The 17658-nt window shown below is 70.9% G+C and carries 16 protein-coding genes; 10 read left to right on the top strand and 6 right to left on the bottom strand.

The window, feature by feature from the left end:
* Positions 1-285: 285 nt before the first annotated feature.
* Both BLR21_RS18305 and BLR21_RS18300 read left to right on the top strand, forming a co-directional pair.
* The gene (locus tag BLR21_RS18305; protein ID WP_090007022.1) at positions 286-723 is read left to right on the top strand and encodes a hypothetical protein; all 438 of its coding nucleotides are present in this window, start codon (positions 286-288) and stop codon (positions 721-723) included.
* Positions 724-785: 62 nt separating this feature from the next.
* On the top strand, positions 786-2219 hold the full coding sequence (locus BLR21_RS18300; RefSeq protein ID WP_090007021.1) for a WGR domain-containing protein: 1434 nt from the start codon (positions 786-788) through the stop codon (positions 2217-2219).
* Positions 2220-2272: 53 nt separating this feature from the next.
* On the opposite strand, the gene BLR21_RS18295 is transcribed toward BLR21_RS18300, so the two are convergent.
* Both BLR21_RS18295 and BLR21_RS18290 read right to left on the bottom strand, forming a co-directional pair.
* A complete protein-coding gene (locus BLR21_RS18295; RefSeq protein ID WP_143027758.1) occupies positions 2273-2557 on the bottom strand; it encodes a hypothetical protein in 285 nt (94 codons plus the stop codon).
* 241 nt (positions 2558-2798) lie between these two features.
* Positions 2799-4238: an IucA/IucC family protein gene (locus tag BLR21_RS18290; protein WP_218130901.1), complete on the bottom strand. Its 1440-nt coding sequence runs from the start codon at positions 4236-4238 to the stop codon at positions 2799-2801.
* Between the two features lie 22 nt (positions 4239-4260).
* On the opposite strand from BLR21_RS18290, the gene BLR21_RS18285 reads away from it, so the two are divergent.
* Positions 4261-5604, top strand: coding sequence for an IucA/IucC family protein (locus tag BLR21_RS18285; RefSeq protein ID WP_090007019.1), 1344 nt, complete (start codon positions 4261-4263; stop codon positions 5602-5604).
* Here BLR21_RS18285 and BLR21_RS18280 read toward each other — a convergent pair.
* Positions 5594-6595: a hypothetical protein gene (locus BLR21_RS18280; RefSeq protein ID WP_090007018.1), complete on the bottom strand. Its 1002-nt coding sequence runs from the start codon at positions 6593-6595 to the stop codon at positions 5594-5596. The genes BLR21_RS18285 and BLR21_RS18280 overlap by 11 nt on opposite strands.
* Before the next feature lie 81 nt (positions 6596-6676).
* Positions 6677-7027 carry a hypothetical protein gene (locus BLR21_RS18275; RefSeq protein WP_090007017.1) on the bottom strand — a complete coding sequence of 117 codons (351 nt, stop codon included), beginning with the start codon at positions 7025-7027 and terminating at the stop codon, positions 6677-6679.
* A gap of 177 nt (positions 7028-7204) precedes the next feature.
* On the opposite strand from BLR21_RS18275, the gene BLR21_RS18270 reads away from it, so the two are divergent.
* From BLR21_RS18270 to BLR21_RS18260, 3 genes are read left to right on the top strand one after another with little or no spacing between them, the layout of a single operon-like run.
* The gene (locus tag BLR21_RS18270) at positions 7205-7735 is read left to right on the top strand and encodes an NUDIX domain-containing protein (protein ID WP_090007016.1); all 531 of its coding nucleotides are present in this window, start codon (positions 7205-7207) and stop codon (positions 7733-7735) included.
* Positions 7736-7764: 29 nt separating this feature from the next.
* Complete coding sequence (locus BLR21_RS18265) at positions 7765-8736, top strand: D-cysteine desulfhydrase family protein (RefSeq protein ID WP_090007015.1); 972 nt, start codon at positions 7765-7767, stop codon at positions 8734-8736.
* 22 nt (positions 8737-8758) lie between these two features.
* Complete coding sequence (locus BLR21_RS18260; protein WP_256334759.1) at positions 8759-9388, top strand: GTP pyrophosphokinase; 630 nt, start codon at positions 8759-8761, stop codon at positions 9386-9388.
* On the opposite strand, the gene BLR21_RS18255 is transcribed toward BLR21_RS18260, so the two are convergent.
* Positions 9385-10206: a MerR family transcriptional regulator gene (locus BLR21_RS18255; RefSeq protein WP_090007014.1), complete on the bottom strand. Its 822-nt coding sequence runs from the start codon at positions 10204-10206 to the stop codon at positions 9385-9387. The genes BLR21_RS18260 and BLR21_RS18255 overlap by 4 nt on opposite strands.
* 101 nt (positions 10207-10307) lie before the next feature.
* Here BLR21_RS18255 and BLR21_RS18250 point away from each other — a divergent pair, with 101 nt between their 5' ends.
* The 3 genes from BLR21_RS18250 to BLR21_RS18240 all read left to right on the top strand — a co-directional run bounded on the left by BLR21_RS18250 (position 10308) and on the right by BLR21_RS18240 (position 12243).
* Entirely contained in the window at positions 10308-11231 is a 924-nt protein-coding gene (locus BLR21_RS18250) for an anti-sigma factor RsbA family regulatory protein (protein WP_030476425.1), read from the top strand.
* A 216-nt stretch (positions 11232-11447) separates the two neighbouring features.
* Positions 11448-11798 (top strand): DUF742 domain-containing protein, encoded by a 351-nt coding sequence (locus BLR21_RS18245; protein WP_176929686.1) that lies wholly within the window; start codon positions 11448-11450, stop codon positions 11796-11798.
* A 49-nt stretch (positions 11799-11847) separates the two neighbouring features.
* Entirely contained in the window at positions 11848-12243 is a 396-nt protein-coding gene (locus BLR21_RS18240) for a LapA family protein (protein ID WP_090007012.1), read from the top strand.
* Here the strand turns inward: BLR21_RS18240 and BLR21_RS18235 are convergent.
* Entirely contained in the window at positions 12197-14821 is a 2625-nt protein-coding gene (locus BLR21_RS18235) for a helix-turn-helix transcriptional regulator (protein ID WP_143027757.1), read from the bottom strand. The genes BLR21_RS18240 and BLR21_RS18235 overlap by 47 nt on opposite strands.
* A gap of 339 nt (positions 14822-15160) precedes the next feature.
* Between BLR21_RS18235 and BLR21_RS18230 the strand changes: the two genes are divergently transcribed.
* Complete coding sequence (locus BLR21_RS18230; protein WP_143027756.1) at positions 15161-17647, top strand: AAA family ATPase; 2487 nt, start codon at positions 15161-15163, stop codon at positions 17645-17647.
* Positions 17648-17658: the final 11 nt, after the last annotated feature.

Genomic DNA, 17658 nt, shown 5'->3' with positions numbered 1-17658 from the left:
TCGGCCCCTCGCACCGACGCTGTTGTGAAGCACCAGAATACGAACCCCTGCCACCCGCGCGCACCTCGCGGGCGGGCAGCGTCCGCCGCGAGGTGCGGCCGGTCCGGCGCCGCGACGGCCGGCTGTCAACGTTGTCGCAGCGGATCCGGCCTGTTCCGGACAGCGTGGTGGGCGGCCATGCGGACGGGTGCGTTCACGACGCCGAACCCGAGGTAGTCACCGATGCGCTCGACCACCTCGTAGGCTGGCCGGGCCCGACCATGATCTAGGAGAAGGCGAACAACCATGGCGAACTGGCCGGCGCTCAGCCCGATCGAGCAGCAGGAGAAGCTCGCGGAGATCACCCAGGAGATCCTGCCGACCCTGCCGCAGGGGTGGTCGCGCCTGGTACTGCGCGCCAAGATGATCGGCCCGCACAGCGAGGCCGACACGGGTGTGAAGATGACGGACGGTTCGGTGCGCGGCTGGTCGTTCCCGCCGGAGGTGTGGCGGAGGTTCCAGCAGCTGCGCAAGGGCATGTACGCCAATGGGCTCGGTTCGTGGATCGAGTTCGAGTACATCCTGGACCCTCCCGGCACGTTCTCCATCCGCTACAACCGCGACGAGGCACCGAAGTTCGACGCCGCGCCGTCCCCGGCGAACTTCGCCACCGAGCAGAAGTGGTTCCCGCGCAACGACGAGCAGATGCCGGACTGGTTCCGCAACGGGCTCGCGAACGCCTGACACCGGAATTGTCAGACCCCCTTGCTACGGTCATTCCAGCTGATCAACGCGAGGGGGAGACCGTGGCTGCTGCCACCACGTACCTGGAGTTGTCCGAGGCGAGCGGGAGCGCGCACAAGTTCTACGAGGTCGTCGTCGACGGCACAAGGGTGAGCATCACGTTCGGCCGCATCGGCGAGCGGGGCTCGACGCGCGAGTCCACGTTCGCCGACGAGGCCAAGGCGGTGAGCGCGGCCGAGAAGAAGATCGGCGAGAAGGTCCGCAAGGGCTACGCGCCCGCGGTCAAGGGCGGGCGGCAGCGGCGGGCGATCACCCGGCGCGAGATCACCAGCGTGCGGTCCAGTGCGCGGCAGGCCCCTGTGCTGTGGCGGTTCCATTCCGGTGCGCCCGCGTTCGGCATCTTCATCGGCGAGGACGAGGCCTGGGTCGGCAACGAGCGCGGCGACGTCTTCACGCTCACGCACGACGGCCAGGTCACCGGGCGCTATGGCTTACCGGACGGCGTGAAGTGCATCGTCGCCGACGATTTCTGGATCTACGCGGGCTGTGACGACGGGCGCGTGTACGACCTGGGCGGCAAGGTGCCACGCGTCGCGTACGAGATCGCCGCCGACGTCGACATCTACTGGCTCGACATCGACGACGGCGTGCTCGGCGTGTCCGATCGTCAGGGCGGCATCACGATCGTCGACCACGAGGACGAGTTCCAGTGGTCGCGCCGCAGCGCGGGCGACAGCGCGTGGATGGTGCGGTGTGCGCCGGAGGGCGCGTTCCACGGGCACTCGCGAGGCGTCACGCACTACGCGGCGCGCACCGGCGATCCCCTGTGGCACGCCGAGACGACGGGTGCGGTGCTGTTCGGCTGGCAGGAGCCCACCGAGGTGTTCGCGGGCACCAGCCGCGGCTGGGTGCACCGGCTGTCGCGTGCCACCGGCGCCGAGACCGCGCGCTACCGTTGCGACGCGGCGGTTTTCTCGTGCGCCACCTCGCCGGGCGGCGACTACGTGTTCGCCGGCGACAACCACTCGTCGGTGTACTGCTTCGCGGCCGACGGCACGCGCCTGTGGAAGCTGGGCACGGGCTGCGGTTCCGCGTTCTCCATGCAGTACCGCGACGAGCGCCTCTACATCGTCACGACCGACGGCTCGCTGGCGTGCATCGACGCCAGCCCGGCGGCGATCCACGCGGCGGAGCAGGGCGAACTGCCGCAGCGCAGCGACATCAAGGCCGACCACTGGCAGCGCGTCGAGGCGACGGCCGAGGTGGAAACCGTTGTGGCCAGCGCGATCCCGTCCGGCGGCGTCGTGGTGGAGTGCGTGCAGGAAGGCGGCCGCATGCGCGTCCACGTGATCTCCGACGGCTACGACCGCTCCCGCGCCGTGCAGTTCCCGAAGGACATCCGGGTGCCCGGTGCGCGGTACCTGGTGACCGAGATCCACACCTCGGCGAGCGGCGGCTTCTACCGGGCGAGAGGAGAGATCAAGCGCCTCCTCTGAGTGGCCGGGAAGTTCGCGGCGTGTCCTGGTTCGCCCCGTAAGGGCCACGCGGGTCACCTTCGTGTTCGGGCGAGAAGTCGTTGTACGCGTTCGGTTTCCGCCTCCATGCCACGCTGGAGGTAGATGCCGAGCGCCTCCCGCCCGGCGGCCTCCCCCGTGCGGTACCCCTGGTCGCGATGCATGGCGAGCGCGCGGTGGTCGGCGGCGGTCTCGTGGTGCCCCAAGACGACGTGGGCGGCGCCGGTCATGTGTTCGGTGCTCGCGAGGACGGCCGCGTTCCGCAGGTGCGTGGCGGCTTCGGCGGCGATCCGCCCCATCGCGAGCCGGGCGGATGGCAAGCCCGCCGATCGCCGCCACCGCCCGGCGCAGCCGGGACACGTAGCGGTGCAGGGTCGTGCGCGCCCGCGGCGCCGCGTCGGCACCCCGGACCCGGTCGACCGGCACGACCTTGCCGGCGTTGACGGCGAGCGCGCACCGCTGCCTGGGCGCGCCCAGGTCCACCGCTCCCGCACTCACTTCTCCCAGAAGACACAGCACGGAACCTTCACGCGGCAGCGGGCGTCCAGGTTGCCGTGTGAGCTAATTCCGGTACAGCGGGTTCGGGCAGTCGACGTACCGGCTCGCCGCGCCCTCCGCACGCGTCCAGCGCAACAGCAGGTTCGCCTTCGCGGGCACGAACCGGTTGTCCAGCAACGACATGACCTGGTCACATCCGTGGTCTCGCGCATAGGCGACGAACACGGACCGTGCCTGCGCCCACACGTCCAGGCCGGGGTGCCGGTCCAGCACGGCACCCGCGATCTCGACCAGGTGGTTGACGACGAGGCAGTACTGCAGCCGCTCCCATCCCTTCGCCTCGGACACTCCCCGCGAACCGTCCGGACCGTCCATTGAGGACAGCAGCTCGGTGTGACGGGGCAGCAGCCGCATGCCTTCGGGATCGCGGTAGATCGCCTGGACCGGCATGCCCTCGGCGTCGACGCCCACCACGACGTTCTGCAGGTGGCACTCCATCACGACGCCGTGCGCGAAGAACGCGTGCAGCACCGGAGGAACGACGACCGAGACGTACTGCCGGAACCAGCGCAGCGCACCACCGGAATCCAAGCCGTCCAACGGGTTTCCCTCGAAGCCCTCGCTGATCCCTGCTGCCAGCAACGGGGTCACGCCGGGAAGCGCGTGCTGCCGGATACCGTCACGCACCACGACCGCCAGCCCTTCGAAGGCATCCGGCGACGTCCGGTAGCCGCGGTCGATCAGGAACGCCGCGCCGGGGTAGACCGAGGCGATGTCCGCGAACACCGGTCTCAGCAGGCGCGCGAGCGGCGGGATCCACCGCAGGTCGTGCGCCCACAACCGGCGCACGTCGTTGGTGATCCGCACGTCGAGGCTGAACTTGTAGAACAGGTCTGCCGCCGGGTCGTAGACGGTACGCACCGAGGACGTCGGCCACACCTCGGGCCCGGACACCGGTCCTTCGAGCCCCAGTAACGTCAGCTGCCACGGATGCGCGGGGAGGACCCCGGCGGGCAACGGCACCTCGCCGTCGTCGACGAACGAGCCTTCCAGCTGTGCCAACGAAAAACTCGCGTACACTTCGGGCGCGTACGGCAGCCACTCCGGCGCGGGCACGCCGCCGCGGCCCTTCGGCGCGGGGTGGTAGCGGTGGCCGGCGACCAGCGCCTGCTCGGAGCGCCGGTAGAGATCGGCGGGCGGAGCGGTGCGGGCGTCGAGCACGGCGGCGATGGCCGACCGCGACCCCGCGACCTCGTCCAGGAAGCCGACCGGCGGGTCACCGAGCTCCTTGGTGACGAGCACGGCGAGTTCGTGCCACGACAACGGCTGCCACGAACCGGTGAACACCTCGGGGTCCGACAGCCAGCGCCCCTCCCGCACGCGCAGCAGCGTGCCGGTGCGGGGCAGCCGGAGCATGCCGTCCGCCCACTCCCCCACCTCCCGGCGCAGGCAGTTCAGCAGGGCCGTCGTCGTGATGCCGTCGGGGGCAGTGATCGATTCCACCGGTGTCCGCTTCTCTCCGGCGATGTGTCAGGATCAGATCATTCTGACGCAAACACCTGTCGAGTCCGAGTTCGCCGCCGCGCTGGACGAAAGTCGCGCCGAAAGGTTCGTCGCGGCGCTGCCCGGAGCCCGTGCGGCGATCCTCGCGCGCCTGCGCCGGGCCTTCGCGATCGAGCCGTTGCCGCCGGTCAGCGTCGATCCGGCCGACCACTCCCACCCGGTCGACCTCCTCACCGCACTGCGCTGGCCCCACTCGGAGGACCTGATCGCCGAGGTCGCGCACAGCGTGGCCGGGCTGGCCCTGTCCCGCACAACGAGCCCGCTCACGACGCCATTCCTGGACAGGTCGCTGGAGGAGCACGAGCAGAGCGTGGTCGACGGCCATCCGCTGCACCCGTGCTGCCGCAACCGCACCGGGTTCACCGCCGCCGACCACCTCGAGTACGGCCCCGAGCACCGCCCGGTCGTGCCGCTGCGGCTGCACCCCGCGGCACGGCACGTGGTGTTCGGCGACTGGCCGGACGAGCTGCGCGACGGCGAGCGGATCCTGCTCCCGGTGCACCCCTGGCAGGCGGACCGGCTGGGCGTGACCACCGCCGGCACCCTCGACGCGAGTCCGCTGATGGCGCTGCGCACGCTCTCGGCCGGCGCCTGGCACGTCAAAACGACGCTGAGCGCCCAGATCACCTCGGCCGTGCGGGACATCTCCGGTAGTTCGATCGCCACCGCGACGACGGTCTCCGACTTCCTGGACGTGGCCGTCGAGGGCATCGAACTGCAGCACAACCGGGCATCGGCCGCCGTGCTCACCGACGGCGAACCCGACCGGAGGCTCGGCGTGATCCTGCGCGACAAACCCGTGCCACGCGAGGGCGAGACGCTGCTGCCCCTGGCCGCGCTGAGGGGCGTGCCGATCGCCGACCCGATCGGCTGGCTCGCGGAGTTCGCCGAACTGACCGTGCCGCCGCTGATGACGCTGCTCGCGCGCGGGGTCGCCCTGGAGGCGCACGAACAGAACCTGCTGGTCGGCCTGGTCGGCGGCAGGCCGAGCCGGGTGATCTACCGCGACCTCGCCGACATCCGTGTCAGCCCGCGCGCCGGCCTGCCCGAACGCCTGCACGCGAGCCCGGAGGCCTTGCGCGCCAAGACCTTCGCGACGTTCTTCGCGACCGCGCTGACCGGGCTGGTCGACGCGCTCGACGCCCCGGACGCCGACCTGTGGGCCGTGGTGGCGCGCACGGTTCCGGACACCCCGGACCGGCAGGCGCTGCTGCACGATCCGTTGCCCACCAAGCCACTCACGCTGATGCGGCTCGACCCGCGCACGGCGAAGTGGGCGTACCTGCCGAACCCGTTCAGGCCTTGAGCAGCTCCGCCCGGTGCTGCCAGGCCAGCGACAGCAGCGCGGCACCGGCGGCCTGCGTCGGTTCGTGATGCACGAACCGCTCGACGTTCGAAGCGGTGAACGGAAGTCCGCGCAGCACTTGGCCCTCTTCGTTGTGCGACACCAGATCGCCGAACAGCTCGTCGAACCGCGAAGCCTCGATCACCGCCACGGTCAGCATGTCGGTGGCGAACGTCAGCGGGTCCACGCCCATGCCGAGGTAGAACACGCGGGCCGCCTCCGTGAGCCGCCGCGCGAACGGCCAGGCCGCGTAGTCGGCGTCGTGGATCTCCTCCGCACCGAGCATCTCCTCGGCGAACTCGCGGATCATGCAGTGCCACAACGAGAAGTCGGCCTCCGACGAACCCTGGAACACCCCGACCGGCAGCACCTGGAACATGCCGCCCGCGTGCCCGACGCGCTTCGGGTCCCGCCAGTGCAGGAAGAACGTCGCCTCCCCGGAGACCTCGTCGTGCCGCAGGGTGAGCGTGCTGATGGCGACGTTGACGGGCCGTCGCCGGGGATCGCACGGATCACCGACCGCCGATCGCAACGGCAGCCCGCCGACCTGCGCCGCGTACTCGTGCGCGCAGGCCTCGCCCACGTTGATGCCGTCGAAGTAGCTGCCGAGCCCGAACGTCAGGTGCCGCCCGGTGAAGCCGAGCAGCCGGTAGGTACCGCGGTTCTGGAACACGGCCGGCGCGGCGAGCACCGCCATCGTCTCCGAGTAGCTGCCGAACCCGTCGGGCAGCGCCGGGACCGGCACGTCGGGCAGCGCGGCGGAGGCCTTCAGCTCCAGCGAGAGATCGGCCAGCGGAATCGGACCGGCAGGCATCCAGTCCGGCGACGTGAGCAGTGGTGTGCCGGCGACCCTGGGCACGTCCGGGTACTCGGAGGCGGCCGCGAGCGCCAGCGCGTGACGGTGTTCGAGCAGGTGAGCGCGCACTTCGAGCCACTCGGCAGACGTCGGCATGGCCCCATTCTGCGGGTACGGACCCCTGAGCACGGCGACATGACCGGGCCACCTCGTGACCCGGCCTCCGCTATGAGGCGGTCAGGCCCGCCAGCGCCGTGACGCGTGGACGACGTCGCCGACCGCGCGTGCCAGGCTTCCGTCGGCGTCGACCTGGCTCTCGTAGTGCTCTGCCGGAAGCGGCATGGCCACCTCGGGCGGTGCCTCGTACGAGTCGCTGTCTTCCCAACGCAGCCTGCGCGCCGTCTTGACGAACGCGACCGCCGCTGCCAGCAGCAACACCCCGACCACGGCCGGCCACCAGACCGATTCCGCGATCGCGATGGCGAACTGGACCTGGGCCACCACGACGAACACGACAGTCAGTCCGACCACCGACCACGGGGCCGATCCACCGTCGTGTCTGCGCTTGGCGGCACCGGTTGCCCCCATTGGCGTCACCTCCACCGATGTTGCCTGGACATCGGCGATTGATCGCACGGAGTTACAGGGCTAAGCGTACTCCCCGATCGTTTGGTTGCGGACCGTCATCTTCCGGACGTCCGTTCACCAGCGCGAAACCGGCGCACAAGGCGTGCACTATTCACTCTGTGGTGTGATCATCGGCTCGTGTCCGCACTGCACGCGGGGGACCCCGCATCATTCGCCGCCGACGTTCTCGACGAGGGTCCGGCCGAACTGGAGTACGTGCCCGGAGTGGCGTCCCGGCGGCCCGCCAAGACGTGCGCGGGCGGCGCGTTGATCCGTGATTCCACCGGACGCGTGCTGTTCGTCGTGCCGACGTACAAGGCGGTGCTGGACATCCCCGGCGGCATGACCGAGGCCGACGAGTCCCCGAAGGCCGCGGCACTGCGGGAGATCCACGAGGAACTCGGTCTCTCGGTGGCTCTGGGGCCGCTGCTGGTGGTGGACTGGACGCCGCGCAACGGGGTCTGGAGCGACTGCCACCAGTTCGTGTTCGACGGTGGCGTCGTGGACGGTGCCGTGGCGTGTGATCCCGAACTGGAAGGCGTGCTGTACCTGACGCTGGACGAGGCGAAGCCGCGCATCTACCCGTCACTGCACCGGCGCCTCACGCTCGCCGTGGCAGCCCTTGAGAGCGGTTCCACGCGGTACGCGGAGTTCGGCAGGGAGGTCTGACGCGGATCGTCTCGCCCTAAACTCGGCCCATGGACCTGAGCGCGTTCCCCCGAGTCTCCCTGGGCACCTGGCCGACCCCGCTGGAGGACGCCCCGAGGCTCGCGGCCACGCTCGGCGCCCCGCCGGTCCTGATCAAGCGCGACGACGTCAACGGCCTCGGCGCGGGCGGCAACAAGCTGCGCAAGCTCGAGTTCCTGCTCGGCCAGGCGATCGAGCAGGGCGCGGACACGATCATCACGTTCGGCGCGCTGCAGACCAACCACGGCCGCCAGACCGCGGCGGCGTGCGCGAAGCTCGGGCTGCGCTGCGAGCTCGTGCTGACGGCCAAGGTGCCGATGACGGGCGCCGCGTACGAGCGGTCCGGCAACGTCGTGCTGGACCACATGTTCGGGGCGAACGTGCACGTCTGCGCGGACGCCGACGAGACCGTGCTGGCCTACGAGAAGGTCAACCACGACAAGGCCGTCACGCTGCCCGTGGGCGGCTCGAACGGGCTGGGGACACTGGGTTACGTCGCGGCGGCCGTCGAGCTCGTCGGGCAGCTGAACGAGCGCGGCATCGACAACGCCACCATCGTCGTGCCGGACGGCAGCGGCGCCACGGCGGCCGGCCTGGCACTCGGCACCGAGCTGCTCGGCTGGCGCGGCACCGTCCACGCCGCGAGCGTCTCGCACACCGCCGCGGACGCCGAGCAGGAACTCCGCACCCTTGCCACGGACGCCGCCGCGCTCCTCGGCGAGCCGGCCCCGGAACTCGGCCACCTCACCGTCACCGACGACACGATCGGGCCGGGCTACGGCGTCCCCACACCGGAGATGTGGAACGTGCTGAAGCTCTTCGCCGAGACCGAGGGCGTGATCCTCGACCCGGTCTACACCGGCAAGGCCGCGGTGAAGTTCCGCGAGATCGCGCCGCGCAGCGACGTGCCCGTCGTGTTCCTCCACACAGGTGGTCTTCCCGGCTTCTACGGCTACGCACCCGAGGCGGTCGCGCAGTTCTGACGAGCGTGATCAGTACTCTGGTGTGGTGACCGACCTCGCCCACGACCTGGGCCTGCTGCGCGACCTCGAACGGCGGCTGCTCGTCTACAAGTTCGCGATCGAGGAGCTCATGACGAAGCTCCGCATCCTGAGCGAGGAGTTCGACTCGGTCCACCAGCACGACCCGATCGAGCACATCACCAATCGGGTGAAGAAGCCGGAAGGCATCCTGGAGAAGCTGCGGCGCAAGGGTTTTCCGCTCGACCTCGACTCCATCGGCGACTGGCTCGACGACATCGCGGGCGTGCGGGTGATCTGCCCGTTCGTCTCGGACGTCTACCGGGTCAAGGCGATGCTCGCGCGCCAGCACGACGTGGAGATCCTGCACACCAAGGACTACATCGCCGCACCGAAGCCGAACGGCTACCGCAGCCTGCACCTGATCGTGCGCATCCCGGTGTTCCTGTCGGACCGGGTCGAGCACGTGAAGGTCGAGGTGCAGCTGCGGACCATCGCCATGGACTTCTGGGCCACGCTGGAGCACAAGCTGTTCTACAAGTACGACGACAGCCCGCCCGCGGACTTCGTGGGCGAGCTGATGTCGACCGCGCTGATCGCGGCGCAGTTGGACGAACGGATGGAGTCCCTCCACCGCCGCATCCACCAGGACTAGGGCTTGGTGATCTCCAGTTGCAGTTCGGTCACCCAGTCCGCCGGGTCACCCTCGCCGTAGTTCAGGTACACCTCCCGGGCGAACCCGTTCTGCCGGTACCCGTGCGCCTCGACCCACGCCGCCACGGCCTGGTACGAGGTGTCGACGCCGTCCATCGTGCCGCGGTGCACGATGGTCGCCGCCTCGGCCAGCGCGGGCAGGTCGACGACCTCGAAGTCGTAGGCGGCGGACGGTTCGACTGCCACGGTCACGCCGGCCCGCACGACCACCTGGTCGCCCTCGGCGGACTCGTAGGTCGCGATGCCGTGGCCGGACGGCGCGACCCCCGCGCGGCCCAGGCGTTCGAAGAGCTCCGGGTACAGCGGCTGGATGACCGGGCCGATGTCCTCGGACTGGTACGACGCGGCGGTCGCGGTCAGGCGGGCGATCCGGACTGCGGGGACGGGCTTCACGACGATCTCGTCGGTGGGCATGGCGCCTTCTCTTTCGATGGCACGGAGACGCGCCTCGACCCGGCGCAGCCGCGACTCGTCCGCGAGGATCTGCTGCCGCAGCTCGGCCCGCCGCAACGAAAGCATGCCGTGCAACTGTTCGACGGAAAGCTTTTCGTCGAGCACCACACGCACCTGGTCGAGCGTCAGACCGAGGTCCTTCAACGCGACCACGCGGTTCAGTCGTTGCAGCTGGGCGGCGGTGTAGAAGCGGTAGCCGCTGGCCGGGTCGACGTGCGCCGGCGGGAGCAGGCCGACGGCGTCGTAATGGCGCAGCATCCGCACCGACACACGCCCCAGATGGGCGAAGTCTCCGATCGTGAACATGACTGCTCCTGTGTAGGGGCTGACACGGTGTGAGGGTCAAGAAATGATGGTTTGAGCAACGTGCCGGGTGCGCATCCTGGGACGTTGACGAGAGGTGGCACATGACGTTCGCACATCCGGCGCTGTTCTACTCCGACGAGGAGTCCTACATCGACGGAACCGTCCCGTTCGTGGTCGAGGGCCTCGCGAGCGCCGAACCCGTCGCGGTGGCGGTACCGGGCAGGAACCTCCAGCTGCTCAAGGAAGCGCTCAGCGGCTTCGCCCACCTGGTCACGTTCCTCGACATGACGGACACCGGCCGCAACCCCGGCCGGATCATCCCCGAGCTCCGCGCGTTCGCCGACCGGCACCGCGGGGCCGTCCGCATCATCAGCGAGCCGGTGTGGGACCTGCGCACCGACGTCGAGTACCCGGCGTGCACGCTGCACGAGGCGCTGGTCAACTACGCGTTCAGCGGACGTGACCTGAGCATCCTGTGCCCCTACAGCACCACCACCCTCACCCATGACATCCTGGCCGACGCCGAGAAGACGCACCCGGTCGTGATCGACGCGAGCGGCCACCGCCCCAGCGACCACTTCCACCCCGCGCGGGTGGTCGTCGCCGCCCACTCACTACCGCTGACCATCCCGTCCGACGCGGCGAGCACGTCCGTCGGTGCCGGGGCGATGGCGGCGGTACGGGCGTTCGCCCGTGAGCAGGCCGTCAAGCTGGGGCTGGCTCATGATCGGGTCGACGACTTCACGCTCGCGGTGACCGAGCTCGCCACGAACAGCGTGCGGCACGGAGGCGGCGAGAGCACGGTCCGCGTCTGGGCGGAAAGCAAAAGTATTGTTTGCCAAGTCAACGACAACGGGCACATCACGGATGTTCTGGCTGGCCGGACCCCTGTTCACGCAAACGAGCCGGGCGGTCGCGGTCTGTTGCTCGTCAACCGTTTGGCGGATCTCGTCCGCACCCAAACGACGCCGTCGGGCACGGCAATCCAAGTCAGATTCGACCTGACTGACAAAAAGGCAACGTGATCCACATACATTTGGGCGACTTCGTTATAGCTTGGGCACGTGCACGACGAGGAAGCGACGGAAATCGGATACACGGGGGCGCGTTTCGGGTCTCCGGCGACCCGTAGACGGCTGCGCGCCGACGGAAGTGAAGACTTCAACGGCGCGGAGACGCAACAACTGCCTCGTCAGCAACCGTTGCGCCAACGCCCACCGGAACCGCCACCGGAGTGGCCTGTGCAAGAAGACCCGACCAACGGCCCCGCCAGGGACAGCTCGCTCATCCGTCCCTACACCCGCACCGGCGGCCGCACGACGGCCCGCCACGACCTGCGTCTGGAAACGCTGCTCTCCACCGACGAGGACCGGCTCTACCTCGCGACCAACGACCAGGCCGCGATGATGAGGTTGTGCCTGCAGCCGCGTTCGGTCGCCGAGATCTCGGCGCTCATGAAGATCCCGCTCGGTGTCACGCGGGTGCTGCTGAGCGACCTGATCACGCTGAACCTGGTCGCGGTGCACGAGCCGAGCGCCACGCCGAACATCACGCTGCTCGAACGCGTGCTGTCCGGGTTGCGCAAGTTGTAACCCGTTCGCCAGCGCGCGAGATCACGCCCGGTCGCCGATAATTCAGAACGTGGCGACCTCCAGCGACGAGACCCCGAAGACCCCGGTCACGGAACCCATCCCGGCCGCACCGCCGACCGCCGCACCGTCCGCGCCGGTGGCCGCGCCGAAGAAGCTGCGGCCCACCCGGATCAGCGGCACCTGGGTCGCCGTGCTGGTGGCGATCGTCGTGCTGATCTTCCTGCTGGTCTTCATCCTGCAGAACGGCGACAACGCCACGATCCACTTCCTGTGGGGCCAGTTCAGCCTGCCCCTGGGCGTGGCGCTGCTGTTCGGCGCGATCGGCGGCGCGTTGCTGGTCGCGGTCGTCGGCGCCGCCCGGATCCTGCAGTTGCGGCGTCAGGCCAAACGCGTGCCGGTCACCGGTCGTCCCTCGACCTCATCACCAGTTCGACGCGTGAACTGATCCCGAGCTTGCGGAAGATCTTGCGCAGGTGGAAGTTCACCGTGTGCGGCGACATGAACAGCTGCGTGGAGATCTGCCGGTTCGTCTGGCCCTTGGCCACCAGGTTGGCGATGGCCCGTTCGGTGTCGTCCAGACTGGACCATCCGGACTCGGGCCGCGCCGGAGCGGCCCTGCGGCGCCGGCCGAGCTTGCGCAACCGGCCCAGGACCCGCGCGCTGTCGCGTGACGCACCGATCTCCCGGTAGAGCCCGAGCGCGTCCTCCAGCGCCTTCACCGACGCCGACCGGTCCGGCGAGCCCGTGAGCAGCACGCCGAGGTCCTCGGAGGCGTTCGCCCGTGCCCACGGGTCCCGGTGTTCCCGCGCGGCGAGTTCCAGCGACTTCGCGTCGCCGTCGAGCAGGCCGCGCGCGTGCACCGCGGCCGCGCCGATCGCCGGGAATCCCGGATGGTCCCGCGCCAGCCGCTCGGCGTGGTCCACGACGGCCGTCGCCAGCCGCTCGTCCCCCGCCTCCAGCGCCCGGCGCAGGAACCACCCGGCGGCGCGGGGTTCCTCCGCGAACAGTCCCGACGACACCAGGCCCCGGTACTCGCCGGTGAGCAGCGCCAGCGCCTGGTCGAGCCCGGACCCGACGTAGGTGACGAGCACGTCGGTCCACTGGTAGTAGGCGCGCGAGAAGATGACGCCGTCGGCCGGGGCCCGCTCGCGGCAGCGCTCGACGTGCTCGAGCGCCGCGGGCAGGTCGCCGGTGTGGATCGCGACCATCGCCAGCACCGCCAGCGCCGGCGCGACCACCGTCTCGTGCCCGGTCTCCTCCGCCACCGCCAGCGCGCCGCGCGCCTCGGCCGCGGCCTCCTCGATCCGCCCCGCCTGCAACAGGATCCGGGCCTGGACGACCGCGGTCGTGACCTCCCTGGTGACCACCGCGGACGGCCCACCGCGGACCCGCCGCACCACGTTGCCGGCGTCGGCGAACTCCCGCAGTCCCGCGAGCAGGGTCGCGAGCAGCAGTTGCGGGTACGCGCCGAGGTCGTGCGAGGTGCTCGACCGCGCTGCTTCGCGGGCCAGTTCCAGCGCGGTGCCGGGCCGGCCGGTGTCGCGCGCGATCGCCGCCAGCACGGCCAAAGCCGTTGCCAGCACGTCGTCCGGTGCGCCCTGGCGGGTGCGCACGACGGACTCGGCCAGCTCCTCCGCGCGGCGCCGGTCGTGGCCGAGCAACGCCATCAGCCGGGTGATCTCCACCCAGGGTGCGAGTTCCGGCGCCAGGTCGGGTTCGCGCAGCAACGCCTCGGAGATCTCCAGCGACTCCGCGTACCGGGCCCCCAGCAACGTCGTCGTGGCCACGCAGTGCCGGAGTGTGGCGGCGGGCTCCGGGGCGACCTGACGGGACAGGGCCTCCTGTGCCAGCGCCTGTGCGGCGGTGAGCCGGCCGGCCGCGGTGAGCGCTCGCACCGCCATGACCGTGCGGCGGACCAGCGAAGCAGACGCTTGGTCGGTCAGTTCGAGCGCGCGCACCGCGAGTTCGGCGGCGGCCTCGGGAGCGTTCCACAGCACGGCTTTCGCGGCCGCGACCAGTCCGTCGATCGACCGGGCGTCGCCGCGCTGGGCACCGTGCAACAGGTGCTTCGCGGCGACGACGGCGGAGTCCCCGCGCCCCAGCAGCATCTCGCCGGCCTCACGGTGCAGCGCGCGCCGCACGGGAGGGGTCACGGAGTCGGCGACCAGGCGCCAGAGCAGTTCGTGCCGGAACGCCAGCCGGTCGTCCAGGGCCGTCACGACGCCCGCGCGGACGACCTCGTCCAGGGCGGGCAACAGGATCGCGGTGCTCGACGCCAGCATCTCCGCGACGTCACCGGGTTCGAAGCGCGGCCCGAGCACGGCGGCGACCTGCAGGAGGTGCCTTGCGCCGCCGCTCAGGGCATCCACGCGGTCGCGCAGCAACGCCTCGGTGCGGCGCGGCGGCCGGTCGGCCCTGATCGAGGCGTGCCCGGCGCTGGTCAGCACCAGACCGTCCTCGTGCAGGGCTCCGAAGAGCGCGGCCAACGCGGCGGGATTGCCCTGGGCGGTGGAAGCAAGCGCTTTCAGGTCGTGGTCGGGGACCCCGCCCGCGAGGTCGGCGGCGAGGTCCGCGACCACGTCGTCCGCCAACGGCCGCAGCTCGATCCTCGTGGCACCGCGCTGGACGGCGGCACCGAACAGGCGGTCGGTGCCCTCACCGCGGCGGCGGGCGAGCAGCCAGACCACCTTTTCGTGGGTGGAGGCGGGTAACAGACCACGCAGTACGGCCAGGGTGCCCGGCTCGGCCACGTGGAGATCGTCCAGCACGACGAGCGCGGGACCGCCCGGACGGCGTTCTGCCAGGCGGGCCAACAGGAACGACTGATCGAGTTCGTCCTGCGCGGTGGCGACCTCGAAGCCGCGGCCGGCGGCGACGGCGGCGATCTCGGCCAGCAACCGCGTCTTGCCGGTGCCCGCCGCGCCGTCGATCAGCACCACACCGGTGCCCGCGTCCAGCACGCCGTTCAGGAGCTGCCGTTCTCCCTCACGGCCGCGGAACATCCCGTCCCGATTCCCGGACACCCATTCTTCCTTTCGCTCCGCGGCGGCGGAGAACAAGCGCTGCATTACCACAACGACCAGCACCACGACCAGCCCCGAGCGGCCCCCCTTACGCCGCCGGGACGACCTCTCCAGGCCTGACGCTACCCATTCGAGTAGTAGCCCGCGGGATCATACGGGCCGCCATCCTGTTGAGACGGCCATAGTCCAGGAAGCTTTACCTGGGCAAGTGGAGCGCTTTCTCCTAGCATCAATTCCGCTGAGCTTTCAGCGGCGGATTGTGGAGAGATCTTGGAAAACCGGCTGAAAGTATGGTGCGCCGGAATCGGCGATCAGGCGGCGCCGGGCACGACCACGGTGGTGGAAGGCGCACCCGGCACGGGGAAGACGGCGACCCTGGACGACCTCGCCGCGCGCTGGGAAACATCCGGCGGGCAGGTCGTGCGAGCGCGCGGAAGTGCATTGGAAAGCGATCTTCCGTTCGGGATCGTGGCCCAGCTGTTCGACCTGGTCGATTCAGATCTCGTGCCGCCGGAAGCGACCGGCGCGCTGCAGCTCACCGCGACGACGGCCGATTTCCCCGTGCTGCACGGCGTTTACCGGCTGGCCGCGGCGCTCGCCGCACGTGGCGACCTGCTCGTCGTCGTGGACGACGCGCACTGGGCCGATGCGGCGTCCCTGCGCTGGCTCGCCTATCTGGCGTTGCGGGTGCGGCGGTTGCGCATCGCCGTGGTGCTGGCCGTGGGCCTGGGCGAGCGGTGTGACGACCCGTCGTTCGGCGAGATCATGGCCTCGTGCCGGCGGGTGACGCTGGACAACCTCACCTCCGCCGCGACGGACCGTCTCGTCTCGGCGGCACTGGGCGAGGCCGCGCCCGAGTTCACGGCCGCCTGCTTCGACGCGACCGGCGGCAACCCGCTGGCGGTGACCCGGCTCGTCAGGGCCCTGGCGGAGGACGGGGTCCCGCCGACCGCCGAGGCCGCCTGGAGGGTGGCGCGGCACGGCGCGGAGGTGTCCGGCGAGATCATGGCGGCCAGGCTGCGCCGCCGGTCCGCTCCCGTCGTGACCGCGGCACACTGCCTGGCCGCGCTCGGGCCGTCCCCGCATCCCGGTGTGCTGGCCGAACTGACGCGGCTGAGCCCGGTGGAGCTCGCCGAGGCCGTGCACACCGTCGAACTGCTCGGCGTGGCCGGACCCGCGGTGCTCAGCGACATGCCCGCTGCGGCACGGGCCGACCTGCACCTGCGGGCCGCGCGCTCGTTGCGGACGCACGGCGCCTCGGACCGGGTGGTGGCCGAGCACCTGCTGGAGACCTCACCGGGCCTGGAACCGTGGGCGGGCGAGGTGCTCGACCGGGCCGCGCAGGAGGCGGTGAGCCACGGCGACACGCCCGGTGCCGCACGGTTGCTGTGGCGGGCGCTGCGCGAACCGGTGGCGAACCCGTCGCGGGCGTTGCGGCTGCTGGGAATCGCCGAGCTGGTAGGCAACCTGCCCGGCGCGACGGCCCGGTTGCGCGAGGCGCTGCAGTCCGATGTGGACGATGTCGAGTCCGCGATCGCGTTGTCCTACGCCCTGCACGCCGATGGCAGTCCAGCCGAGATCCCGGTGGTCCTGTCGCGCGAATCCTCCTGCGCACAAGCACATCTGGCAGTGCACGGGCTGGTGTGGCAGGAGGCCGTGCCGCCGGCCGTCTCGCTCGGCACGCCCGCCGGGGTGCTGCACCGCGTGATGGTCGGGGACATCAGCGCCACCGAGGCCGTCCGGCTCGTCTCGCCCGACGGGGTGCTCGCCGCGCTGACGTCCGCGATGACGCTGAACCTGGCCGACTCGCTGGACGAGGCACTGGCCGTGCTGGACGAGGTCGACCGGGCGCAGGCACCGGCGTTGCGCGCGCTGACGAACGTGATGCGCGCGAACGTCCAGCGCCGCAAGGGAGATCTCGCCTCCGCCCGCGCCGACCTGCAGGTGGCGGCCGACCACCTGCGGCAGGACCGGCGCTGGCACGCCGTCTCCACCTGGCACGCCGCGTTGCTCGCCGACATCCTGCTCGAGGAGGGCCGTCTCGACGAGGCCGCCGCGGTGATCGCCGAGGCCTCGACGGACGAGGCGCGGCGCACGTGGTCGTTCGGCGGCGTGCTGACCGTGCGCGGCCGCGTGCTGACCGCGCGAGGCGACGATCACGATGCCCTGGAAGCGTTCCTGGCCGCCGGACGGCACTGCGCCGCCTGGCCGTACCGCAACCCGGCGGCGCTGTCGTGGCGTTCCGGAGCGGCCCTGGCCTGCGCGGCGATGGGCGACGGCGAACGAGCGCGCGACCTGGCCCAGGAAGAGGTGGCGCTCGCCCGCGTCTGGGGCGCGCCCAGGGCGTTGGGCATGGCGTTGCGCGCGGAGGGCCGCGTGACGGCGGGAACGGCCGGGCGGACGTTGCTGGAGGAGGCCGTGCGGGTGCTCCGCGCCTCCCCCGCCCGCCTGGAGCTGGCCCGCGCGTTGGTGGACCTCGGCGTCGTGGTGCGGCGCCAGGGCGACACGGCGTTCGCGCGGACGTGCCTGCGTGACGCCGTCGACCTGGCGCAGAAGTGCGGATCGGTCGCGATGGCCGCGCGGGCCTACTCCGAACTGGTGGCGACGAGCGCCGGACCTCGGCGGATGCGGCAGACCGGGCCGACCGCGCTCACCCCGACGGAGCACCAGGTGGCGGAGCTGGCGGCACGTGGCCGTTCGAACGACGAGATCGCATCCACCCTGCTCATGGCCCCGGCCGCGGTAGAAGGCGTGCTCTCGGGGATCTACCGGAAGCTAGGGGTATCCGGCCGTTTGCAGCTGGCCGATGCCCTGTTCGTGGATTAGTGCCGTGGCGT

Source organism: Lentzea albidocapillata subsp. violacea, from assembly GCF_900100275.1.
GTDB classification, from domain to species: domain Bacteria; phylum Actinomycetota; class Actinomycetes; order Mycobacteriales; family Pseudonocardiaceae; genus Lentzea; species Lentzea violacea.
This window is presented reverse-complemented; position numbering and strand designations above follow the sequence as displayed.